Source organism: Dactylosporangium darangshiense (assembly GCF_039537565.1).
In the GTDB taxonomy this organism is placed as follows: Bacteria; Actinomycetota; Actinomycetes; order Mycobacteriales; family Micromonosporaceae; genus Dactylosporangium; species Dactylosporangium darangshiense.
Window position 1 is genome coordinate 1 of sequence record NZ_BAABAT010000001.1, and the last position, 22,880, is coordinate 22,880.

A 22,880-nucleotide genomic window follows, 5' to 3' on the forward strand; every position below is an offset into this window, starting at 1 on the left:
GCCAGGATCAAACTCTCCAACAAAACCTAATTGGTGAGCAAATCACCCGGCAACAAACATGTTGTCACCAAAGGAATCCCAGACACGCAACCCCACAAACGGGGCCCGTGCCACGGGGTAATAATCAATTGGCACTGGCTTAACAAGCACCCTGTTGAGTTCTCAAACAACCAACGCACACCGCATCCTTGCCTCTGTTGTGAGGCCCGAATTCCGGGGCGGTACCGCTAATCTATCCGATCGGCTCCGCAATTCCAAATCCGAAGATCGGCTTGCATCGCTCGAATCTGCCCAACCGCAACCACCCACCGAATCGGTGAGCTTCGAGATTGGAGTGGCCTTGCAGGCCGGCCGACTGTCGCTTCGCGACTCGCCCGTATCCCTGCTGGCCGGGTAACTCTACTTGGTCGCTGCTTCCGTGTCAACCGGCTTTCGCCGCTCTCCCCGAAGCACCCACCGCCTTGCGCCACGGAACGTTACAGGAGCCCGGCCCCTCAACCAAATCAGCCTCCAGCACGTGACCGCGACCACAGTGGAGCATCCACAGTGGAGTGTCGGCGCCACCACTCAGCGTGGCGAACGCCTATTGCTTCACCCGAGAGACCGCCCGCTGACCGAGGTCGTCACCCAGCTCGTAGTGGCCGAGGGCGCGCGCCGATCCAGCATCCAGGGGACACTGGTAGGCATGCTGGACGAGCGCGTCCGCGGTGTCGCCCTGACCTTCGTCGACAATGCCGGGATCACCCGCGTCAAGACCGTGCCCGTCGCGAAGCTCGCCGACGCGGCGCAGTGGGGCGTCGGCATGTCGCCCGTGTTCGACGTGTTCGGCGTCGACGACTCGATCACCACCAGCCGGCACATCGGCGGCCCCGTCGGCGACCTGCGACTGCGCCCCGACCTGGACCGGCTCACGGCGCTCGCCGCGCAGCCGGGCTGGGCGTGGGCGCCGGTGGACCGGTGGACGCAGGAGGGCGAGCCGTATGTGGCCTGCCAGCGGCGCTTCGCCCGGGCGATGACCGAGCGCGCGGCCGCCGCCGGCCTGAGTCTTCGCATGGCGTTCGAGATCGAGTGGTACGTCGGGCAGCCCGGCGAGCCCCCGAGCCCCGCGTGCACCGGTCCCGCCTACGGCATGACCCGCATCGTCGAGCTGTCCGCCTACCTCGACGACCTGCTCGCGACCCTGGCGGCGCAGGGTGTCGCGGTCGAGCAACTGCACCCGGAGTACGCCGTGGGCCAGCTCGAACTGTCGATCGCGCCGGGCGACCCGGTCGCGGCGGCCGACGACAACGTCCTTGTCCGCCAGACCATCCGCGCGGTCTCGGCGCGGCACGGCCTGCAGGTCTCGTTCGCGCCGGTCGTCGTCGCCGGCCAGGTCGGCAACGGCGCGCACCTGCACTTCTCGGCCCGCGACGCGAACGGCGCCCTGTTCGCGGGCGGCACCGGGCCGCATGGCCTGACCGACCGCGGCGAGTCCGTCCTCGCCGGCGCGTTGGAGCGGCTGCCGGCGCTCTGCGCGATCGGCTCGCCCGGCGTCGCCAGCTATCTCCGGCTGGTACCGCAGCGATGGGCCGGCGCGTTCCAGTGCTGGGGCCGCGAGAACCGCGAGGCCGGCCTGCGTTTCGTAACAGGTGTTACGGGCACGGAGGACCGGTCCGCCAACGCCGAGATCAAGTGCATCGACGGCGCGGCAAACCCGTACCTGGTGGTCGGCGCCGTCGCCGCGCTCGTCGTCGACGCCCTCGACGCGGGCAACAGGCTGCCCGCCGAGGTCGGCGTCGACCCCGCCTCGCTGCCCGACGCCGAGCAACCGCCGCGGCTGCCGGAGTCGCTGCCGGAGGCCGTCGCGCGCCTCGAGGCCGACGAGGGACTGCGCCGCGCGATGGGCGACCCGCTGTTCGAGGCGTTCCTGGCGGTGCGCCGGGCCGAGGTCGAGCTGTTCGCCGGCCGGTCGTCGGACGACATCGCCGCCGCCACCCGCTGGCGGTACTGAGTGCTGCTGCTCGACGCCCACTGCCACGCGATCACCACCGAGGAGCTGGACGCCGACGCGTTCGGCCTGTGGTCCACGGAGGCGTCGGTCCCGCCGCCGCCCGGAGTGTCCTACCTGGACGGACCGGCGGGCCTGGCGATCCGCCGGTGGTGCGCGCCGGTGCTCGACCTGCCGGCACACGCGCCCGCCGAGGAGTACCTGGCCCGCCGCGCCGAGCTCGGCGCCGTCGAGGCGAGCCGCCGGCTGCTGCGCGCGGCCGGGCTCGCCGAGCTGCTGGTGGACACGGGCCTGCCCGGCGGACTGACGGGCCCGGCGTTGGCCGAGGCGGCCGTCGCCCGATACGCCGAGGTGGTGCGCCTGGAGACCGTCGCCGAGCGGGTCGCCGCGGCCGGAGTCTCCGCCGGGAACTTCGCGCCGGCATTCGACGCCGCCCTCGCCGAGGCCACGGGCGAGGCCGCGGCGGTGAAGTCGATCCTGGCGTACCGGTGCGGCCTCGACATCGATCCCCGGCGCCCATCACGCCGCGAGGTGACCGAAGCCGCCGGCCAGTGGCTGGGCGCGAACGCGAAACGGCTCGCCGATGCGGTACTGCTGCGGCATCTGCTGTGGTCCGCCGTCGACCTCGGCCTGCCGATCCAGCTGCACACCGGCTTCGGCGACCGCGACCTGTCGCTGCCGAGGTCCGACCCGTCGCTGCTGCAGCCGTGGCTCGCCGCGGTCGAGCCGTCGGGCGTGCCGATCGTGCTGCTGCACTGCTACCCGTACCACCGCCAGGCGGGCTGGCTCGCCCACGTGTACCCCAACGTCTACCTCGACGTCGGCCTGACGCTCACCCACACCGGCCCGCGCGCCGCGGCGGTCCTGGCGGAGTACTTCGAGCTGGCCCCCTTCGGCAAGATCCTGTACTCGTCCGACGCCTACGGCCTGGCCGAGCTCTACCTGGTCGGCGCCGAGCAGTTCCGCTGGTCGCTGTCTGCGCTGCTGCAGGACTGGCCGGACGCCGAGCGCGTCGCGCGCGCGGTCGGGGCCGACAACGCCCGCCGCGTCTACCGCCGGTGATACCTTCCTGCCGATGAAGACGCTGGCCCAGCTGGGCGAGGAGTACTTCCGCGCGCACTGCGCCGCCGATCCGTTCGGGGCCGGGGTGTTCGGGGTTCCGGGCTACGAGGCGGAGGTGCCCGACCCGAGCCGGGCGGCGGCCGAGCGCCACCGCGCCGAGCTCGCGCGCCTGGCCGAGGAGCTGCGGGCGGCCGACCCCGCCGAGGATCCGATCAGCCACGCGATGCTGCGGCGGCTGCTCGATGACGGGCAGCGCGTGCTCGCCGACGGCATGGTCGAGGTCGGCGTCACCGCCGGCGGGACCGGGCCGCTCGCGCAGGTCGTGTCGACGTTTCCGGCGAGCACCGGGACCGACGAGGAATACCTCGCGCGGCTCGAGAAACTGCCCGGATACTTCGACGCCTACGTCGAGCGATATCTCCGGGCGGCGCGCGACGGGCGATTCCAGACCGAGATCGGCGTGCGCCAGGCAATCATACAGGCCGATGCATATCTGTCCGGGCCGATCGAGCGGGACCCGCTGCTGCGGCGCATTTCCACGGATGTCGTGGCTTCCGCGGTACGACCGGCGATCGTGCGTTTTCGAAATGCGCTCGAGGAGCATTTGCTGCCCGTCGCGCGCCCCGACGAAAAGGCCGGGCTGTGCTTTGTGCCGGGCGGGGCGGAGGGCTATCTCGGCCTTGTGCGCGCGTGCACCACGACCGAGCTCGGGCCCGAGGAGATCCACCGGACCGGCTTGGAGCTGGTGGCCCGGCTGCGCGAGGAGTTCGCCGAGCGTGGCGGGCGCGCGCTGGGCACGACGGACGTCGACGAGGTCCTCGTCCGGCTTCGAGAAGATCAAAATCTCCGCTTCGGTACCGCGGGAGAGATCGTCGACGCCGTGACGCGCGCGCTGCGCGAGGCCGAGGCGGCGCTGCCGGACTGGTTCGCGACGTACGACATCGCGCCGTGCGAGGTGCGCGAGATGGACCCGGCCGAGGCGGAGCACTCGGTGCTGGGCTACTACATGCCCCCGACGGCGGACGGCGCCCGGCCCGGCGCGCACGTCGTGAACACGTTCCGGCCGCGGTCGCGGGCGCGCTTCGAGTACGAGGCGCTCGCGTTCCACGAGAGCGTGCCCGGCCACCACCTGCAGATCGCCCTCGCGCAGTCGCGGGCGGACCTGCCCGAGTTCCGCCGTTTCGCGTACCTCGACGCGCACGGCGAGGGCTGGGGGCTCTACAGCGAACGGCTCGCCGACGAGATGGGCCTCTACACGAGCGAGCTCAGCCGGCTGGGCATGGTCTCGTTCGACGCGTGGCGGGCGTGCCGGCTGGTCGTCGACACCGGACTGCACCATTTCGGCTGGTCGCGGTCGCGCGCGATCGACTACATGCGGGCCAACACCGCGCTGTCGGAGACGAACATCGTCAACGAGGTCGATCGGTACATCGCGGTGCCGGGCCAGGCTCTGGCGTACATGATCGGGCGTTTGCACATCGACCGGCTGCGCGAGCGCTCCCGCGCGGCGCTCGGCGGCGGCTTCGACATCCGCGCGTTCCACCACACGGTGCTCGCGCACGGCCCGCTGCCGCTCGACGTGCTCGAGGACCTGATCTTGTCCCGGGACTTCACCGCGTAAGTTTCACGGGCGCCGAAAGGGATTTCGGTTGCCTGGCATCGATGGATCGCACTGATTGCCCGCACACCGCCCGGCATCGTTTCCGGGCGGTGTGGGTCATGGCACCATGCGCTGGCGTGGAGTCCTCACTGCGGGAGACGGGCGTTCTGGCGAAGCTGATCTTCCGAGGACTCCACGCCCTTTCATTTTAGGTTTGCAGCGTAAGTTTCAGGTCTCCCACCAGGCGCTTACGAGCTAAACGGCTTACCCGAGGCCGGCCGCCTTGACGTGTCCCGGGACGGTACGGACCGTAGCTGACACCTCGATTCCGAACCGTCAATGTGAGGAGACTCGATGAGGCGCAAGATCGCCCTCATATCGGCCGCCGCGCTCGTGGCGACCGGGGGCGCTGTCGTCGTCGCCACCCAGGCTTTCGCAGCGTCCGGATGCACCGCCAAGTACACGATCGTCGGGCAGTGGCCGGGCGGCTTCCAGGCCCAGGTCGACGTCACCAACCTCGGTGACCCGATCACCAGCTGGAACGTCGGCTGGGACTTCGGCAACTCGTCGCAGACGATCACCCAGATCTGGAACGCGAACAAGACCCAGTCGGGCGTGCACGTCAACGCCACGAACATGCCGTACAACGGGAGCGTCGCCACCAACGGACTGGCCTCGTTCGGGTTCACCGGCAACTGGAGCGGCAGCAACCCGGCCGGCACCAACTTCACGCTGAACGGCACCGCCTGCACCGGCGGCACCACGACCGGCGGCCCGTCGTCGCCGTCGAACTCGCCGTCCAACCCGAACAACCCCGGCACCCCGACGGTGGCCATCACCAGCCCGACGAACGGCTCGACGTTCACCGCACCCGCCACGGTGAGCCTGGCCGCGAACGCGAGCGTCACCAACAGCACGATCAGCAAGGTCGAGTTCTACAACGGCTCGGCGCTGCTGGGCACCGACACCAGCTCGCCGTACACGTTCAGCTGGGCCAACGTCGCGGCCGGCAGCTACTCGCTGACCGCGAAGGCGTACAGCGCCGCCAACGCGACCGCCACCAGCTCCGCCGTGGCGATCACCGTCACGACCGGCGGCAACGGCGGCACCCACGTCGACAACCCCTACGTGGGCGCGAAGTGGTACGTGAACCCGGACTGGTCGGCCAAGGCCGCCGCCGAGTCGGGCGGCAGCCGCATCTCCAACCAGCCGACCGGCGTGTGGCTCGACTCGATCGCCGCCATCACCGCGCCGTCCGGCTCGGGCTACACCACGAGCCTGGCCAAGCACCTGGACAACGCCCTCGCCCAGGGCGCCACGCTGGCCCAGTTCGTGATCTACGACCTGCCCGGCCGTGACTGCGCGGCCCTGGCCTCCAACGGCGAGCTCGGCCCGACGGAGATCGACCGGTACAAGACGGAGTACATCGACCAGATCGCCGCGGTCGAGGCCAACTCCAAGTACTCGGGCATCCGCATCGTCAACATCGTCGAGATCGACTCGCTGCCGAACCTCGTCACCAACGCGGACGGCCAGGCCGGCGCCACCTCCGCCTGCGCGACGATGAAGGCGAACGGCAACTACGTCACGGGCATCCAGTACGCCCTGGGCAAGCTGCACGCCTCCGGCACCAACATCTACAACTACATCGACGCCGCGCACCACGGCTGGATCGGCTGGGACAGCAACTTCACCCCGTCCGCGCAGCTGTTCGCGAGCACCGCGAAGGGCGCCGTCGGCGGCGTCGCCACGGTCGACGGCTTCATCACCAACACGGCGAACTACTCGGCCCTGTCCGAGCCGTGGGTCCAGCCCACGACTACGGTCAACGGCCAGTCGGTCCGCCAGTCGAAGTGGGTGGACTGGAACCAGTACACCGATGAGCTCACGTTCGCCCAGGCCTTCCGCACTGCGCTCGTCGGCCAGGGCTTCAACTCCAACATCGGCATGCTGATCGACACCAGCCGCAACGGCTGGGGCGGCTCGGCCCGCCCGACCGCGGCGTCCACGTCGACCGACGTGAACACCTACGTCGACCAGTCCCGCATCGACCGGCGCATCCACGCCGGCAACTGGTGCAACCAGAGCGGCGCCGGCATCGGCGAGCGCCCGCGCGCCACGCCCGCCGCGGGCATCGACGCCTACGTCTGGATCAAGCCCCCGGGCGAGTCGGACGGTTCGAGCTCCCTGATCCCGACCGGCCCGAACAACCCTGGCGGCAAGGGCTTCGACCGCATGTGCGACCCGACCTACACCGGCAACGGCCGCAACGGCAACAGCCTGAGCGGCGCCCTGCCCAACGCCCCGGTCTCCGGCGCGTGGTTCTCGGCGCAGTTCCAGCAGCTGATGCAGAACGCCTACCCGGCCCTCTAACCAGCACCGCTCACTGAGGGGTCCCCGGCGCCGCCGGGGGCCCCTCTTCGCTTGTGTCGCCACTTGGTTCATCTGGACTTGTCACCAGATGGCCGTATGGCTAATTTGCCGTTGAGGCCGCTCGCGTTCGTGACCGGTGCCGGCCGATCCGGCCGGTCGGCGGGTCCGGCGCCTTCGGCGGAGGCCAAGACGCGATGAGTACCGTGCCGATTCCGGTCAGCAGCAGCCAGGCGAGCTCGAGGAAGGTCGCGAGGCCGGCCGAGGGGAAGAGGAAGTTGGGCGAGCGGCTGGCGAGGAACCCGGCGCACACGGCCGACGCGATGCAGACGACGAGGACCAGGAACGGCGCCGCGTCCGGCCGGCGCGGGGTCCAGTCGCGGAAGCGCGGCCAGCGGCTGCGGGCCACGAGCATCGCGCCGAGCACGGCGATGGTGAGCGCGGTGAGGATCAATCCGAAGGTGTACATCGACGTGGACGGGCACCCGCCGGCCAGCTGGGCGCGGGCGGACTCCATGTCCGGGACGGCGTTGACGAGGTACAACATGGTCAGCGCCGGCAGCACGAGCACCGTGATGACGTGCACGGCCCGCACCAGCGCCCGGCCCGCGCCGCCGCTGTCGAGCAGGAACGTCAGGCCGTGCAGCAGCATGATGAACGCCAGGCCGAACGGCAGCCCGTCCACCAGTTCCTCGGTGGCGGTGCGCGCTCTCGCGCCGACCACGTCCTCGCCCGCGAGCAGCGAGTACGTCAGCGTCGAGAGCAGCAGCGCGACGAACGCGGCGAACAGCGCGACCGGTAACTGGTCCTCGGGCCTTCGCCGCCTGGACCGGGTCGGTTTCAGCAGCATGACGAGCGCGGTGAAGGCGAAGCCGGACAGCAGCCCGGCCATCTGGGCGTACGCAGCGGACGTCGCGGCGATGTTGAAGGTCGGGGGTACGCAGGACAGCGCGAGTTGCATGGGGATGCTCCAACGAGAGGGGGGTTCACGCCGGAGAACGGCGCCGGCGCGCGGGCTCCGGTCCGGCGTCACCCGGGGCCCGCGCGAGCGGCTACTGCAACAGGCTGCAGAACGGGGAGAGCAGCACCCGGCCGATGACGGCGGCGTCGCGGTCCATGGCCGACCGGCCCGCCTCGAACAGGATCGGGTTGGTGCGCACGTGCCAGAGCCACTGGGCGCGCGACCAGGCGTGGTCGCGGGTCAGCTGCACCAGCAGGTTCTCGTACCAGTCGTCGAAGTTGCCGTTGATCTGGTCGATGCGGCGCTGCCAGGCGGTGAGGAACCCGCGGCGCAGGCCGGGGATGGCCTCCTTGAAGACCTGGTTGATGAGCAGGTAGTCATGGTGCTGCGGGCTGCCGAAGTTGGCGTGGCCGACCCGCTCCCACGTCGCCACGAGGGCGAACGCGAGGTCGTAGTTGATGTGGGCGTTGACGCCCGCGACCGCGCACGGCAGCGAGCGCAGCCGCTGGTCGTTGTACCGCTCGAACAGCACGACCCAGGACGCGGGCGCGACCAGCCCGGCCGAGCCCCAGCGGTGCAATGCGTCGAGGTACCGCTTGCCGAACTCGACGTCGAGAACGTTGAGGAACTGCGGATCCCTGAAGGCACCGTCGTCGTGCCGCTCGAGGATGCGCCGGGTGATGTCGGTGTAGAGCACGTTGAAGTCGGAGACCGGGTTCTCCCGGTAGAGGTCGGGCAGGCGGTCCAGCACGCCCTGGACCGCTTCGAGCTGAGCGACGACGTCCGCGATGGTCTCCGGTGCGTGTGAGGTGGCGGCGATCATTTCCGCCTGGGCGGATCCCCACGACGTTGTGGTCACGATTCCTCCGGTGTTGGCCGCGTGCCCGGGATGTCTCGGTACGCCACCCCACGATCGCAACGGGACGGCCCCCGGAGATCGGTGAGTTCACGTACCTCGTTCGCACGGACCTACCCATGCTCGGAACGTAACCTTGCCATTACTCGGCCGCCCGACGCCCCCGGGCGTGCTGCTGGTAGAGCAGGCCCAACTGGTACTTGCCCCGGACCCCGAGCTTCGCGCTCGCCGACGCACCGTGCTTCTCCGCGGTCCGCGGGCTGATGAACAGCAGCTCTCCGATCTCCCGGTAGGTCCGCCCGTCGGCCAGCAGTTCGAGCACCTGCAGTTCCCGGGGGGTCAGGTCGTCGAGCGGACCGCCGGCCGCTTTGGGAGGTTGCTGTTGCGACGGCTCGAGCGACACGCGGGCCGACCGTGCCAGCTTCTCGGCCTCCTGGGCGAGGGGGACGGCGCCGAGGCGAGCGGTGATGGCGTGCGCCTCCCGCAGCGCGGCCGTCGCGGCCGTGCGGTCCGTCCCACCGGCGAACCAGGCGTCGGCCAGCCGCAGCAGGGCGTAGGCCAGCGGGTACAGGTGCCGGCGATCCCGCCAGATGTCGGCCGCCGCCCGCCAGGTCTCGGGATCGGGCGTGCGCCTGATCCGCGACATCTCGCCGTTGCAGAGCGCGAGGTACCCGTCGATGCCCAGGCGGACCGGGACGGCCGAGGCGTTGCGGTCCAGGCGGAGGTACCCGGCGACGACCTCCAGCGCGGCGACCTCGTCCCGGTCCGCGGTGCCCGCCTCCGCCTCGGCCCGCAGGCCGTGCCAGAGGATGACCACGAACACCATCACGTCGTCGGTCCGCACGTCGAACGACTCGCGGCCGCGCCGGATCGCCCGGCGGGCGTCGTCGTAGCGGCCCTCCCAGATCGCCAGCCCGGCATGCAGGGTCGCGAGGGTCAGCTCGTGGTTGGCGTTGCCGCCGGCGGTCAGCGTCTCCACGGCGGTGAGGTCCCGGGCCGCGCCGGCGAGGTCGCCGCGGCCGAGCGCGAGCCGGCACCGGGCCAGCAGCAGGTCGACCGCCGCCGTCCCGGCCGGGCGCAGCCGCTCGGCCTCGTCCACGACCTTTCCGGCCTCGGCCCAGTCGCCGAGGCGGAAGAGCCCGTTGGCGGCGGCGGCGAGCAGCCGGGTGCCGAACGCGCGGCCGACGCCCGACCGCTCGGCCAGCGCGGCGCCCTGCCTGGCCGCCTCGACGCCGGCCTCCAGCTCGTTGAGCGGGCCGGTCAGCAGCTCGGCCAGGCGCAGGTAGGCGCGGGCGACATCGGCCGGGTCGCCGTCACGGCGGGCGATCTCGAGCGCCCGCTCGACGGTGGCCCGCCCGGCGACCGGGTCGTCGAGGTACGCCTGGCTGAACCCGAGCGCCACGCCGGCCAGGACCTTCGAGGACACGGCATCGGGCAGGCCGCCGGCGAGCTCCAGCGCCTCGGTGGCCCGGACGCGGGCCATGCCGTACTGCCCCAGCTGCACCAGCAGGTCGGCCAGCCGGGCCATCGCGTCGGCTCGCTCGGCCGGGCCGCAGTCCGCCGCCGACAGTGCCAGCTCGTACTCGTCCCGCGCCTGCGCCGCCCGGCCGCTGCTGGTCAGGCTGCGGGCCCGGCTGATGTACCACCACACCGGCCGCCCGGGCTCCGGCGCGAGCTTGTCGAGCATCGCCAGCGCCTGCTCGGGGTCGCCGCTGCGGTGCGCGGCGCGGGCGGCGGCGCGCACCACGGCGGGTCGCTCGGCCCGGGGCAGGTCGGCGTCGGGCGCCTCGTCGAGCACGCGCAGCGCGAGCGCCCAGCTGACGCCGGCCTCGGCGTAGCGGTGCTCGGCTTCGGCCCGCTCCCCCGCCGCCACCGCACAGCGCCAGGCCGGCTCCGGCTGGCCCGCCTCCCACCAGTGCTCGGCCAGCGCGGCGAGCTTCGCATCGGCCGAGGCCGACGCCTGAATCGCCTCGGCGTAGCGGCGGTGGAACCGGCGCCGCTCGCCGGGCAGCAGCCGCGGCTCCGCAACCTCCTTGAACAGCTCGACCTGGAAGCGGTAGCCGTCGCCGTCGGCGCACAGGACGCGCTGGCGAACCGTGGCGTCGACGGCCTTTTCGAGGCGGTCGTCGCCGATGTCGAGCACCGTGGCGAGCAGCTGGTGCGAGACCGGGCCGGCCGCCGCCGAGAGGGCCTTGACCACGTGGACGGCGTCCCGCGGCAACGCCTCGATCTGCTCGGCGACGATCTCCCGGATCGACGGCGGGACGTCGTCGAGGCCGTCGCGCAGCCCGCGCGCGAGCGCCTCGACCAGGAAGGGGTTTCCTCCGCTGCGATACCACAGCCGATCCGACTCCTCGGCCGACAGCGCCCGACCCGTGATCGCGTCCGCCAGGTCCGCGGTCTCCGAACGCGCCAGCGGCGGCAGGTCGAGCACCTTGACCGACGGCTGGCGACGCAGCTCGGCGATCGTCCGGGCGACCCGGTGCTGTTGCGGCAGGCCGTCCAGCCGCAGCGCGGCCAGCAGCATGAGGGGCTGGCCGCCGAGGCCGGCGTGCAGGTGCAGCAGCAGCCCGCCGGTCGTCGCGTCGACCCACTGCAGATTGTCGATCACCAGGGCCAGCGGCCGCCCGGCGGCCACGCGGCACAATCCGGTCGACACCCCGTCGAGCACCGCACCGATGCGGTCACCGCGGCCGTCGAGCTCGCCGATGTATCGCAGCAGTTCCCGCGCGGCGCGGTCATCGCGGCGGGCCAGGGCGTTTCGCACCGGGTACAGCAGCGCGTTGCCGAGGTTGGGGCCGACGCACACGCCTTCGAGGACGACCGCGCCGGCGGCGCGCATCCGCTCCGCCGCCTCGGCGAGCAGCCGGGTCTTGCCCACCCCGACGTCGCCGGTGACGAACACCGCGGAGGTCTCACCGCGCAGCAATCCTCGCAGGGACGCGTCGATCGCGCCCAGCTCCTCCGCACGCCCGACGAACCGTGACGCACCGTATCGGCTCGGTCCGTCCCCGGGATCTTCGGAGTCCATGTGAACGCCAATCCCCTTTGCCATCCGACCAGGGCGCCCAGGGCCACCCGTGGAACCACCAGAACTCATGCTGACCGACGGACACAATTACCGATCGCTACATGAAGTTGCCTCATGGAAGGGATAGTTCCGCATCTGTGGCTATTGGTAGATCTTCAAATAACGCAATGTATAGGCCCCGATCGAGCGACCACCTTCCGTGCTCGATCGACTACCTATAGCCTCAGGCGCATGCCAGCTACGGCGGACGACGTGGCGCCGAATGAATGGGAATGCAAGGTCTTCATCGCCGTCGCGGACCACGGCAGCTACCTGGCCGCCGCCGAGCACCTGTCCCGCCAGATCGGCCGGTCCTACACCAGACGGGCCGTCAACCAGGTCATCAAGAAGATCGAGGCGTGGCTGAAAACGCCGCCGTTCGAGGGAACGCACAGCCAGAAGAAGCTCACCCCCCGCGGCGAGGAGTTCCGCCAGGCCGCGCTGAACATCCTGGCGGGCTACCAGCGCATGCGCAACGAGGGCCCGGCGCCCGCGCTGCCGACCCTCGCGTGTCTTCCCCATCACGTATACCTAATGACGGCCATGGAACCGCCAAAGATCATTATTCGGTACCTGGAATCGCGCCACGGCGCACCGAGAGAATTCCGCGACCACGCCGTGCACCTGCTGCACACCGACGTGTACCAGCTGATCGTCGGCCCGCCCATCGCCGACGACCGCGCCCTGGTGTCCAAGGAGCTCTACACCGCCCGGCTCCTGGCGATGGTTCCGCGATCCTTCCGTAGCGAGTCGGTGCGGCTGGCCGACCTACTGGCCGACTACGAACTGCTCCTGCCCCGCCAGCTGCTGGAGGCGAAGATCGACGAGTGGGCCCTGGAGGACGCGTACAAGCACGCCACGATCACCGAGGACGAGGCGGCGACGGCCATCCTCCGCATGCGCAACGAACCGGCCACCGCCAACCGCGTCGTGGTCGCCCCGTCGGACGTGGCCCTCGCCTACACGACGGGCCACGACTTCGCCGGCGAGGGCGCCGACCGCTTCCGCTGGGTGCCCATCACCCACCAGCGGCGCTATCTGGAGTACCCGGTCGCGGTGACCACGAGAAAGACGGAGGCGGCGAAGCTGTTCCCCGTCATCGCCGCCCTCCGCGACGCGGTCGCGCAGGTCCCGGGGTACACCCGCCTCACCAGCCCTTGACCTCCGGTTCGAACGAGTCGCCCGCCGGCGTGTAGGGCTCGAGGTCGGCGAACGCCCGCTCGGCGACGACGCCGTTCTTGTCGTCGTACACCCGCACCGTGACCTTGAGCGGCCCCGGCAGCTCCAGCCGCCCGACCCCGTTGGTCAACGCCCCGCCGGCGACCACCGCGTCACCGTTGCGGATCTCGTACCGCACCGCCGCCGGCGGCGCCACGATCTGCAGCGTGGCGGGCTCCTCCTTGGTGAAGTGCGGCATCCGCATGACGATGAGCAGCTTCGCCGGATCGCCGGCCACCCCGCCACCGGTCGGGTGGTTACGCGCGTTCGGCTGCGCGCTCGCGTCCGTCGCGAGCGTGTTGTAGGGCCCGCCGCCGTCCGCGGTCACCGCCATCACCGTCGCGATCTGCCCCTTCCCCGACCCGGTACCGTTCGGGTCGTCGACCACGAAGTCGTCGCTCCACAGCACGACGTAGTGCACGTCCGGCCCGGTCAGCCCGAACTGGTACGCGACCGCGCTCGCCGCCACCTGTGCGGCCCGCGGCGCGGGTTTGCCGCGCCCGAACAGCGGCGTCGGGTCGATCGCGCCCGGCGGGTTGCCGCCGGACGAGGCGACCGGCCCCTCGAAGAACACCTTGTCGCCCTTGCTCATCCGCACCCGCAGCCGGGGCGGCAGCGTGGTCGCGTCGCGCAGCAGATAGTCGCCCGGCGCCGGCTCCCACGTGCGCTTGACGGTGCCGTCGAGCAGGTATCGCGGCGACGACGAGATCGAGAGTTCGTACCTTTCCGGCCCGAACACCAGCGCGTACCCCTGCCCGCCCTGCCGCATGACCGGCTCTTCGACGTCGGTCCAGCCGGTCAGCTCGAGCTTGCCGGCCGCAGCGCCGGCGGCGCCGTCCAACGTGATCGCCCGCGGCGCGCCCGTGGCCCCCGCGGCGATCACCAGCCGCCGGTTCCCCGGCACGTCCCCGGCGAACAGCACCCGCAGCCGCGCACGGTCCCCGGGCAGCCCGTACCGCTCCGGGTCGTCGGCGATCCGGTCGACCACCGCTTTGACGTAGTTGATGTCGCCGGCCAGGGACCCGCGGGTGGGCGAGTCGAGCAGGGCCCGGACCACGGCCGGCGGCTCCCCGTCCAGCCGCCCCGGCCCGCCTTCCGGCCGCCCCATGCCCCCACCGCGGAGGATGAACGGCAGCGCGTTCGCCGCCACGCAGACCAGGACGACGAGGCCGACCGCGGATTTCGTGAAGGTGCGCAGTCGCCGCCGGTTGTTGGACTTCCGGACGGCCACGTTGGTGACGTCGTAGACCTTCGCTCCGTCGGCGATCTGATCCAGCAGATCTCCCAGCCCGCTCACGATCCGACCTCCACAAATCGTTCGGCGAGCTCGGGCGCGAGCTTGCGCAGCCGCCCCAGCGCGTGGCTGGTCTGACTCTTGACCGTGCCCACGGAGGTCCCCATGACCTGGGCGGTGTCCGCTTCGGACAGATCCTCGAAGTACCGCAGCACGATGACGGCGCGCTGCCTGGGCGTGAGCTTGGCGAGCGCCTCCTGGAGCACGACCCGCAGGACGGTCTGACTTACTTCGTCAGATTGCTGCGCCCGCTCCGGCACGCGGTCGGTCGAGTGCTCCAGCCATCGCCGCCGCCGCCAGGTCCGCACGTGCTCGTGGTACAGAATCTTGCGAACGTAGGCCTCGGGGTCCTGGGCCTTCGATATCCGCCCCCACGAGAGCGCGGCCTTGATCAGCGCCCCCTGCAACAGGTCCTCGGCCTGGGCATGCCCGCCGGCGAGCAGGTACGCGGCCCGCGACAGGCGGGGCAGGCGCACCCGCACGAACTCGCGAAACCCGTCTTCGTCAACCACCCGACTCCTCCCCGACGCCGTCACACGAGTACATGCCACAACGGCCCGCCGGGGTTGGAACTCGTTACGTATGGCCTTTACACCAAATGGCCGTATGGCTATAGTCGCGACATGCCGGTTGGGTTCCGTGACATCGTTGGGAAGCTGCGCCAGCAGATTCAGGACGGTCGCTACCCGCCCGGCGCCTGCCTGCCGAGCGAAGCCGAGATGGTCAAGGACTTCGGCTGCGGCCGTGACACCATCCGCGACGCGATGGCCGTCCTGAGCAACGAGGGCTACATCCTCAGGCGCCGCGGCCACCTGACCATCGTCCGCACGAGACCGGCGCCGACCGTGCTCGAGCTCCCGCCCGATGCGCAGATCACCGCCCGCCCGATAACCCTGACGGAGTCCGACGCCATCGGCTGCGGCCCGGGCATCGCCATGCTCGAGGTGACGACACCCGAAGCCGGCACCATCACGTACCGCGGCGACGAGTACGTCCTCATCACCCCACCGGCCCGGTAGGCCGTCAGTCCACGCCTTGGTAGCGCTTTTCGAGCTCGGCGTGTTCGTCCAGACCGATCAGCCTGTTGAAATCGTCGAAGAGCACCATGCCATGGAGGGCCTCGCGGGTGTCGCCCTTGGCGGCCAGAACGTCGAGATAGTCCTTCATGCCTTTCGCGGCGGCGAACCCGGTTCCGAGCGAGAAGATCGCGAGCGCGTAGCCCATCTCCTCAAGCTTCCGGACGCCCGGCAGCGGCGTACGACCACCTTCTATCTGGTTGCTCAGCACGGGGACGATGCCACGGAACGCTGCACAGATGCGCCGCATCTCGTCCTCGGTCTCGGGCGACTCGATGAACAGCATGTCGGCGCCGGCCTCGTGGTACGCGGCGCCACGGTCGATCGCCTCAGCCAGGCCCTTGGTCGTCCGGGCGTCGGTGCGGGCGATGATCGTAAAGTCGGGATCCTGTCGCGCATCGACCGCCGCCTTGATCTTCTGTGCCATCTCGCCGGCCGGAATGACGTTGCGGCCGAGCATGTGCCCGCACCGTTTCGGGAAGGTCTGGTCCTCGATGTGCATGGCCGCGGCGCCGGCCTTCTCGTATGCCTGGACCGCACGGCGGACGTTGAGTGGATTGCCGTACCCGGTGTCGGCATCCGCGATCACCGGCAGGTCGACCACGTCGCAGATCGTCGCGACCCGCGTCACCATTTGCGTCATCGTCAAGTAGCCGACGTCGGGCAGCCCCAGCATGCTGGCGGAGGTTTCGAATCCGCTGACGTACACCGCCCGGAAGTCGAGCGCCTCGATCAGCCGTGCGCCGGTCCCGTCGTAGGCTCCGGGCGCCACCAGGATCTCCGGAGCACTGAGCAACTGCCGCAAACGCGACGTCCGCCTGGTCATGGTCGAGCCCCCCGATGCCGTCGGATGCCGACGCCCGGTACCCATCGCGATGGCCGTGCGCGTCACTCAGCGGGATGGTTCGCGTCGACAGGACGGACATGGCACATCTGGCCTTTACACCAGATGGCCGTATGGCTATCGTTCCGTCATGCCGGTCAAGTACCGTGAGGTCGCCGAGAAGCTGCGCGAGCGGATCCACGAGGGCCTGTACCCGCCCGGCGCCCGCCTGCCGAGCGAAGCCGGGATGGCCAAGGACTTCGGCTGCAGCGTCGACACCATTCGGGACGCCATATCCGTCCTGAGCCGCGAGGGTTACGTCTCCAGACACCGCGGCCAGCTGGCGAAGGTCCGCGCGGAAGTGATCCCGACCGCGATCGAGCTCCCGCTGGACGCACGAGTCACCGCCCGCCCGATGACGCTGGAGGAGTACGACGCCATCGGCTGCGGCCCCGGCATCGCCATGTTCGAGGTCACGACACCCGAAACCGGCACCGTCACCTACCGCGCCGACGAGTACGTCCTCATCTCCCCACCCGCGCCGTGGTGCTAGGCGCCCTTCTCGAGAATGCGGATCCTCATCGTCCGCTCCTCGCGCCCCTGCTTGGCCACCACTACGATGTCTCCCGCTCGCAGCATGGTGATCACGAAGTAGCGGTAGCCGCCGATCGCCCGGCCGCATCGCCGGTGGTCCGGATAGGTGACCTCCCGCATTGAGACCAGCGATGCATCCCCCATCAGCCTGGGCGACCACGTACCCCATGGATCTTCGTTCCCGCCGACTGCGCGGGCGTCCCCTACCCGCAGCGTCGAGTCGTCGGCAAGCCCCTGCACCGGCCGCGGCTCGTGGGCGTACGCAATACGTTCCTCGTCACAGACCACCGACGCGGCCGGTCCTCGCCCGTCGAGCCCCAGCACCAGGGCGGCCAGCAGCATCGCGCAGGACACGGAGGCAGCGACCCAGACAAACACTCTCGATTTCTTGTCCCCCATACACCTACGACGATGCCTCAGCCGTCCCGGTTCCCGGCACGAGTCCCTCTGCCCCCTGAAATGACCCGGCCCGCCACCGGGCAGCTCGCGCTGCCGGGGCGGGCTCGAATCAACGTCGGTCAGACGGCGGGCGTCGCCGCGGCCGGCGGCGTGACGGGGCTCGTCGACTGCTCGGCGGGCATCAGGATCCACAGGATCGGGTAGATGAGGATCTGCGAGCCGGGGATGGCGAGCAGGATCAGCACGAACAGCAGCCGCGCCGGCCACGGGTCGATGCCGAACCGCCGGCCGAGACCCGCGACGACACCCCCGAGAAGACGACCATTCGTCGGACGGACCAGGCCGTGCTGGCGCATCGAGCCGTAGACGGTTTCCACTTTCACTCCTTGTTCGAGGTACCACATCTGATGCATTCATCGTGGCCTCGCGAGCGCCCCAGACGCATCGGGGACGGACCCCGGCCCGCCCCTGGCCGCCAAACCCTGATCCGGGTTCGGGGTCGCCCGGCGGTCGCCGGCAACGCGCGGCGGGGCTTTGCCGCCATCTTCACGCACGGGCGGGCGTTCTGCGCCGTGTCGGCACGCCCTGAGGGGATCTCGTATCGGGGCGGAAGTCGGTCCGCGTTGCCGGATCGGTCATCAGCGCCTGGTCCTCGAGCGGTTCATCAGTACCGGTCCCGTTCGGACGCCGGTGGCCGCGATGCGCGAGCGTCGAGCCAACCGCCGGTCCGCCGTCAGGTGTAACGCTGGCGACGGGCGCCGCGCCGTATCCACCGGACGTTGGAACCGATCCGTCCGAATGGGGTGCTTGTGGCGTTGTTGTCATTTGGGGCAGGACGGTCCTTCGGCGTGAAACGGTCCGGGCGCACCGACGTCCGGACCGGGCTCGGCCGCGCGGAGGGCGCGCCGGAGGAACTGCGCCCGTGGGTGCTTGCGGCGCAGCAGGGTGACGAGGCGGCGTTCGCGGCGCTCTACGTGGCGGTACAGCCGGGCCTGCTGCGCTATCTGCGGGCGCTGGTCGGCGATGACGCCGAGGACGTCGCCTCGGAGGCGTGGCTGCACATCGCTCGCGACCTGCCGAAGCTACGGGACACCGCCGGATTCCGCGGCTGGGCGGCGGCGATCGCGCGGCACCGCGCCCTGGATCACCTGCGCCACCACCGGTCCCGGCCGGCCGTGTCCACCGCGATCGAGGAGCTGGTGGAGCTGTCCGCCACCCAGCCCGACGCCGGCGAGCAGGCGGTCGAGGCGATCTCGACCGACCGGGCGGTGGCGCCGATCGCCGCGCTGCCGCGCGATCAGGCCGAGGCGGTACTGCTGCGGGTTGTCATGGGCCTCGACGCCAAGAGCGCGGCCCACGTGCTGGGCAAGCGGCCCGGTGCGGTCCGTGTCGCCGCGCACCGTGGCCTGCGCCGGCTCGCCGCGTGGCTCGAGGAACACCCGCATGACTCCGTCCGGCCGGGTGTAACACCCGACTCCGCCCCCGCGCCGAAACAGGTGAGATGAGCATCCGTCGAACCCTCCGCCTCACCACTGGCACCGCCGAGCGCCTTCTCGCCGGTGCCAATGGCGACCCTGTCGACGACCAGTACCACCTGCTGGCCGCCGTGCTCGCCGCGTCAGCCGGGCCAGCCCGCCCGGCCGAGCTCGCCGGGCTGGACCAGGCCGTGGATGGGTTCAGGACCGCTCAGCTACGTCCTGTCCCACATCCACGGAGACAATCAGTGGTCAAGACCGCACTGCTCAAGCTGCTCACCGTCAAAGCCGCCGCCATCGCCACGATCGTCGTCGGCGGCGGGGTGGCCCTGGCTGCCACCACCGGCGCGTTGCCGAACCCGCTGAACAACCACGCCAACCCGGCCGCGTCGGCCGGCCTTTCCCGCGCGTCGGCGGACCCTTCGGCGTCGCACCACGGCGCCTCCAGCGCCGACCCGTCGCCGTCGCTGGTCGGGCTCTGCCACGCCTACACCGCCGGCGCAGGCGCCGAGCACGGCAAGGCCCTGGAGAACCCGGCCTTCGGCGCCCTGATCACCGCCGCCGGCGGTAAGGACAAGGTCGACGGGTACTGCACCCACGTCCTCGCCTCCCCGAGCGCCACCGCCCGGCCGGGCAACCAGCCCAGCGAGCACCCGACCGAGGCGAACACCGACCACCCGACCGGCGCGCCGACCGGCACGCCCAGTCACCACCCCACCGGCCGGCCCAGCACGCAGCCGAGCCACTAGCGCGTCCGTTCGTCCTGGGGCGGGCCGGCCCAGGCCCGCCCCAGCGCTGTCTCAAGGACCGGACGGGTGATCCTCGCGGCGCCCGGGTATGAAGCACGTATGCGTATCGGCAACGTGGAGGTCCGGCCACTCGGTGGCGCACTGGGCTGTCTGCTGATGGTCCTGGCCTCGCTGCTGCTCTCCGTCATCTGCACCATGGCGGTCAATCTTCTGCTGCGCTGAACTACGCCCCGGCCGGCATGACGGCTCCGTGGACTCCGCGGGGCGTCGTCGCAGCGCAGAGGTCGTCGCGCCCGGCTGGCCCTTCCCCGGGCTATACGGCCCATTCGGGGAAGTCGGGGTGGTCGGACCAGACCGATGCGTCGTTGCGGAGCTCCCGGCACGGAGCGGGCTCGGCGCAGGTGCGGCACCAGTTCGGCTTGCGCGGCTCGTCGTCCTGCACCAGTACCTCGATCGTCTTGCCGTCGTCGCGCCGGTAGATCTCGTGGTGCTGGCCGTACTCGACCTGACCGCTGGCATAGCCCGGCTTGTGCCGCTCGAGCCGCTGCCGCTTGGCCGCCACCTCGCGCAGCACCCGGGCGGGATCGTGACTGGCGATGTGGATGTGCTGGTTGCGACCGCCCGGCACGACCGCGACCAGCTCACCGCCATCGTTGTACGCCGGTGCGGGGTCCGTGACGTAGGCGCGGTTGAACGCTCGGATCTCGCGCCAGCCGCCCGGCTGGTCCGGTTTGACGTGCCACACCTGCACCGTGTAGCCGCCCCCCGAGATGTCGCTGGCCAGCGACTCGTCCTCGGCGAGCCGCGCCTCGATGAACTCGACCAGGTCGTTGCTCATACCGTCGATTCTCCCCAGACGGCGCCGTCCGCGATGGCGGATCGGTCACCCAGGCCCGGTCGTTTAAGGCCTGGATTGCGGGTGATGGTGCAGCGATGACGGTGCGGCTCCGCAGGCTCAACGGTGGCGAAACGGCCGTCACCGACGAGCGGCTCGATGCACTTCGCGCGGCCTTCCAGGGTCCGCTCATCACACCGGGTGATCCCGGGTATGACGAGAGTCGCGTCGTGCACAACGGCATGTTCGACCGGCACCCCGGGCTCATCGCCCGGTGCTCGGGAGCGGCGGACGTGATCGACGCGGTGAATCTCGCGCGCGAACGCGATCTGCTGGTCGCCGTGCGAGGCGGTGGCCACGGGATCGCGGGGCACAGCGCCTGCGACGAGGCCATGATGATCGACCTTTCGGCGATGCGGGGTGTCTGGGTGAACCCCGCCGAGCGGCTCGTTCGCGTCCAGGGCGGGGCGACCTGGGGAGACGTCGACCGGGAGACCCAGGTGTTCGGCCTGGCCGTTCCGGGCGGCGTCGTGTCGACGACGGGTGTCGCCGGCCTGACGCTGGGCGGCGGGCTCGGGTGGCTGCACCGCAAGTACGGCCTCACCTGCGACAACCTCGCCGCCGCCGAGATCGTCACGGCCGACGGTGCGCTCCTTCGCACCAGCGCGACCGAGCACGAGGAGCTCTTCTGGGCCCTTCGCGGCGGCGGTGGCAACTTCGGCGTCGTCACCGCCTTCGAGTTCCATGCCCATCCGGTCGGACCGACCGTCATGTACGGGCTGGCGATGTACGCCGCGGCCGATGCGGAGGAGATCCTGCCGGCCTGGCGGACCTGGACGACCGGCCTGCCGGACGAGGTCACCGGCCGGGCCATGTTCTGGTCGATGCCGGCCTCGCCGCTGCTGCCGCCGGAGGTGCACAACCGGGACGTGTTCATCACCGCGGCCGTGTATGCGGGTCCGCCCGACGAAGCCACGGAGATCCTCAGGCCGATCGGCCAGTTCGGTACGCCGCTCGCCGATCTCACCGGCCCCATGCCGTTCCGGGACGTACAGCGGCTCCTGGACTGGATGTTCCCGAAGGGTCAGCTGCTCAGCTACTGGAAGTCGGTGGGCGTCCGCGAGCTCGGCGACGACGTGCTCGAGGTGGTGCTGCGCCGAGGACTCGAGCGGCCCCATCCCCAGACCATGGTCCACGTGCCGCAGATGGGCGGTGCCGTGCAGCGGCCGGGAATCCACGACACCGCCTTCGGCGACCGCAGCGCGGCGTACATCGTGAGCATCGACGGCAACTGGACCGACGCCGCCGACACCGAGGCCGACGTGCAGTGGGTGCGGGACGCGTTCAACGAGGTGAACGGCCTGCCTTCGGCGAGCGGCACCTACCTCAACTTCAGCGGCGACCCGGACCTGGACAGCGCGAGCAGACGCGCGGCCTTCGGCGAGAATCTCGACCGCCTGGCCCGGGTCAAGCGGGACTTCGACCCCGGCAACCGTTTCCGGCTCAACAACAACATCCGGCCGACCGGCTGACAAGGCGATGTGGAGGTTCGCGTCAGGACTGACTGATGCCGGTCAGGTTGTTACGCAACTCGGTGAACCGAGCGCGCAAACCGTCCAGCGCTCGGCCGGTCACTCCGTGCTGAGGCTCGACCGCCGCGTCCAGGCCGTCGTCGCCATAGGCATTCACCACTGCGTTGACGGCAATATCGAACTCGTCGGCCGATTCCATGCCGTGAACAGATCGACGTCCTCGCGGAGCCGGTCGAGAAGGCCAGCCGCCTGGACGGCATAGCCGCCCGCCAGGCGAAACCGTACCGATCAGCGGCCGCGAGTCCAATGCGAGCGAGCCGTTCATGGAAGGGATGCACAGGCTATCGCTGCCCGGCGTCGGGGTGACCAAGCTGAGGAAACCGGGCCTCCCAGAGCCGACGGACCTTCGGCGGCAGGTACATACCGGTCCATTCAGCCGCAAGCCTCTCGCCGTTCAGCCACATGGCGAGGTCATCGACGCTCTGCGCCTCTTGCAGGACGACCTTGTACATGGTGACCAGCCGCTCAGGGTCATCGAGGTCGTAGACCGGGTGGCCGGACCAGTCGAGATGACTCGGGAGCGTGACCGTGCCCCGCACCGGCCCCCTCAGCTGGGAGAGACTGTCCGCGACGACGACCGGCTTCCGTTCACCGTAAGGCGTGTAGTCGGCGGGCGGCGCGAGCGCCGGTGCGGCCTTGCCCCTGCCTCGCGCGCCGCGCTTCCACCGCCGGTGCGGCGGCAGCACCTTCTGGGCGATGGATTCGCGAGTAAGGCCGCTATGGCGGGCGAGTTCGGCCTGGGACACATGCTGGGCGGCCTGGACGATCTCTGCGTCGAGTTCGTCGTTCACGCGCTGCAGCTCGGCACGAAGTTCAGCGCGCCGCTGGCCGAGCGAGTCAACACGACTGAGGTCGTATCCGGACGTCACGATCCAACAATAGGCCAACCGCTAGGCCTAGTGCTAGGCGCCCCGCCTCA

21 protein-coding genes and 1 pseudogene are annotated in these 22,880 nt (G+C 70.6%); 11 read left to right on the forward strand and 11 right to left on the reverse strand.

The genetic code is table 11. From position 1 onward, the window contains the following. Window positions 1-685: 685 nt before the first annotated feature. The 4 genes from ABD901_RS00005 to ABD901_RS00020 all read left to right on the forward strand — a co-directional run bounded on the left by ABD901_RS00005 (window position 686) and on the right by ABD901_RS00020 (window position 7,022). Entirely contained in the window at window positions 686-1,990 is a 1,305-nt protein-coding gene (locus tag ABD901_RS00005) for a type I glutamate--ammonia ligase (RefSeq protein ID WP_345119780.1), read from the forward strand. Then, window positions 1,991-3,049, forward strand: coding sequence for an amidohydrolase family protein (locus ABD901_RS00010; RefSeq protein WP_345119783.1), 1,059 nt, complete (start codon window positions 1,991-1,993; stop codon window positions 3,047-3,049). A gap of 13 nt (window positions 3,050-3,062) precedes the next feature. Next, window positions 3,063-4,670, forward strand: a complete 1,608-nt coding sequence (locus tag ABD901_RS00015; protein ID WP_345119785.1) for a DUF885 domain-containing protein — start codon at window positions 3,063-3,065, stop codon at window positions 4,668-4,670. Between the two features lie 333 nt (window positions 4,671-5,003). Further along, window positions 5,004-7,022, forward strand: a complete 2,019-nt coding sequence (locus tag ABD901_RS00020; RefSeq protein ID WP_345119788.1) for a glycoside hydrolase family 6 protein — start codon at window positions 5,004-5,006, stop codon at window positions 7,020-7,022. Between the two features lie 100 nt (window positions 7,023-7,122). Here ABD901_RS00020 and ABD901_RS00025 read toward each other — a convergent pair whose 3' ends face one another. The 3 genes from ABD901_RS00025 to ABD901_RS00035 form a co-directional block, all read right to left on the reverse strand. Then, on the reverse strand, window positions 7,123-7,980 hold the full coding sequence (locus ABD901_RS00025; RefSeq protein ID WP_345119790.1) for a hypothetical protein: 858 nt from the start codon (window positions 7,978-7,980) through the stop codon (window positions 7,123-7,125). A gap of 91 nt (window positions 7,981-8,071) precedes the next feature. Next, window positions 8,072-8,839 (reverse strand): DUF5995 family protein, encoded by a 768-nt coding sequence (locus ABD901_RS00030; protein WP_345119792.1) that lies wholly within the window; start codon window positions 8,837-8,839, stop codon window positions 8,072-8,074. A 139-nt stretch (window positions 8,840-8,978) separates the two neighbouring features. Then, window positions 8,979-11,867, reverse strand: a complete 2,889-nt coding sequence (locus tag ABD901_RS00035) for a helix-turn-helix transcriptional regulator (protein ID WP_345119794.1) — start codon at window positions 11,865-11,867, stop codon at window positions 8,979-8,981. Window positions 11,868-12,098: 231 nt separating this feature from the next. Between ABD901_RS00035 and ABD901_RS00040 the strand changes: the two genes are divergently transcribed. Beyond that, the gene (locus ABD901_RS00040; RefSeq protein ID WP_345119796.1) at window positions 12,099-13,067 is read left to right on the forward strand and encodes a LysR family transcriptional regulator; all 969 of its coding nucleotides are present in this window, start codon (window positions 12,099-12,101) and stop codon (window positions 13,065-13,067) included. Here ABD901_RS00040 and ABD901_RS00045 read toward each other — a convergent pair. Together ABD901_RS00045 and ABD901_RS00050 are read right to left on the reverse strand one after the other, a co-directional pair. Continuing rightward, window positions 13,054-14,421 carry a hypothetical protein gene (locus ABD901_RS00045; protein ID WP_345119798.1) on the reverse strand — a complete coding sequence of 456 codons (1,368 nt, stop codon included), beginning with the start codon at window positions 14,419-14,421 and terminating at the stop codon, window positions 13,054-13,056. The two genes, ABD901_RS00040 and ABD901_RS00045, sit on opposite strands and share 14 nt — an antisense overlap. Beyond that, a complete protein-coding gene (locus tag ABD901_RS00050) occupies window positions 14,418-14,930 on the reverse strand; it encodes a SigE family RNA polymerase sigma factor (RefSeq protein WP_345119800.1) in 513 nt (170 codons plus the stop codon). The genes ABD901_RS00045 and ABD901_RS00050 overlap by 4 nt, the downstream gene beginning before the upstream one ends. A gap of 111 nt (window positions 14,931-15,041) precedes the next feature. Here ABD901_RS00050 and ABD901_RS00055 point away from each other — a divergent pair, with 111 nt between their 5' ends. Further along, window positions 15,042-15,437 (forward strand): GntR family transcriptional regulator, encoded by a 396-nt coding sequence (locus tag ABD901_RS00055; RefSeq protein ID WP_345119802.1) that lies wholly within the window; start codon window positions 15,042-15,044, stop codon window positions 15,435-15,437. A gap of 4 nt (window positions 15,438-15,441) precedes the next feature. Here the strand turns inward: ABD901_RS00055 and ABD901_RS00060 are convergent, their stop codons facing one another. Continuing rightward, window positions 15,442-16,386, reverse strand: coding sequence for an isocitrate lyase/PEP mutase family protein (locus tag ABD901_RS00060; RefSeq protein ID WP_345119804.1), 945 nt, complete (start codon window positions 16,384-16,386; stop codon window positions 15,442-15,444). A gap of 82 nt (window positions 16,387-16,468) precedes the next feature. On the opposite strand from ABD901_RS00060, the gene ABD901_RS00065 reads away from it, so the two are divergent. After that, window positions 16,469-16,870 (forward strand): winged helix-turn-helix domain-containing protein, encoded by a 402-nt coding sequence (locus tag ABD901_RS00065; protein ID WP_345119806.1) that lies wholly within the window; start codon window positions 16,469-16,471, stop codon window positions 16,868-16,870. Here ABD901_RS00065 and ABD901_RS00070 read toward each other — a convergent pair. Continuing rightward, window positions 16,867-17,289 (reverse strand): hypothetical protein, encoded by a 423-nt coding sequence (locus ABD901_RS00070; protein ID WP_345119808.1) that lies wholly within the window; start codon window positions 17,287-17,289, stop codon window positions 16,867-16,869. The genes ABD901_RS00065 and ABD901_RS00070 overlap by 4 nt on opposite strands. 140 nt (window positions 17,290-17,429) lie before the next feature. Then, window positions 17,430-17,687, reverse strand: a complete 258-nt coding sequence (locus tag ABD901_RS00075) for a PspC domain-containing protein (RefSeq protein WP_345119810.1) — start codon at window positions 17,685-17,687, stop codon at window positions 17,430-17,432. 471 nt (window positions 17,688-18,158) lie between these two features. Between ABD901_RS00075 and ABD901_RS00080 the strand changes: the two genes are divergently transcribed. The 3 genes from ABD901_RS00080 to ABD901_RS00090 all read left to right on the forward strand — a co-directional run bounded on the left by ABD901_RS00080 (window position 18,159) and on the right by ABD901_RS00090 (window position 19,756). After that, window positions 18,159-18,815 (forward strand): RNA polymerase sigma factor, encoded by a 657-nt coding sequence (locus ABD901_RS00080; protein WP_345119812.1) that lies wholly within the window; start codon window positions 18,159-18,161, stop codon window positions 18,813-18,815. Further along, the gene (locus ABD901_RS00085; RefSeq protein WP_345119814.1) at window positions 18,812-19,534 is read left to right on the forward strand and encodes a hypothetical protein; all 723 of its coding nucleotides are present in this window, start codon (window positions 18,812-18,814) and stop codon (window positions 19,532-19,534) included. Before ABD901_RS00080 ends, ABD901_RS00085 begins: the two co-directional genes overlap by 4 nt. A gap of 66 nt (window positions 19,535-19,600) precedes the next feature. Next, window positions 19,601-19,756: a hypothetical protein gene (locus tag ABD901_RS00090; RefSeq protein ID WP_345119816.1), complete on the forward strand. Its 156-nt coding sequence runs from the start codon at window positions 19,601-19,603 to the stop codon at window positions 19,754-19,756. 91 nt (window positions 19,757-19,847) lie between these two features. Here ABD901_RS00090 and ABD901_RS00095 read toward each other — a convergent pair whose 3' ends face one another. Continuing rightward, window positions 19,848-20,372: a DUF6221 family protein gene (locus ABD901_RS00095; RefSeq protein ID WP_345119818.1), complete on the reverse strand. Its 525-nt coding sequence runs from the start codon at window positions 20,370-20,372 to the stop codon at window positions 19,848-19,850. A gap of 95 nt (window positions 20,373-20,467) precedes the next feature. Here ABD901_RS00095 and ABD901_RS00100 point away from each other — a divergent pair, with 95 nt between their 5' ends. Then, window positions 20,468-21,901: an FAD-binding oxidoreductase gene (locus ABD901_RS00100; RefSeq protein WP_345119820.1), complete on the forward strand. Its 1,434-nt coding sequence runs from the start codon at window positions 20,468-20,470 to the stop codon at window positions 21,899-21,901. A gap of 55 nt (window positions 21,902-21,956) precedes the next feature. On the opposite strand, the pseudogene ABD901_RS00105 reads toward ABD901_RS00100, so the two are convergent. Beyond that, a pseudogene (locus tag ABD901_RS00105) lies at window positions 21,957-22,239 on the reverse strand (nucleotidyl transferase AbiEii/AbiGii toxin family protein); the annotation flags it as partial. Between the two features lie 3 nt (window positions 22,240-22,242). After that, window positions 22,243-22,830: a hypothetical protein gene (locus ABD901_RS00110; protein WP_345119822.1), complete on the reverse strand. Its 588-nt coding sequence runs from the start codon at window positions 22,828-22,830 to the stop codon at window positions 22,243-22,245. Window positions 22,831-22,880: the final 50 nt, after the last annotated feature.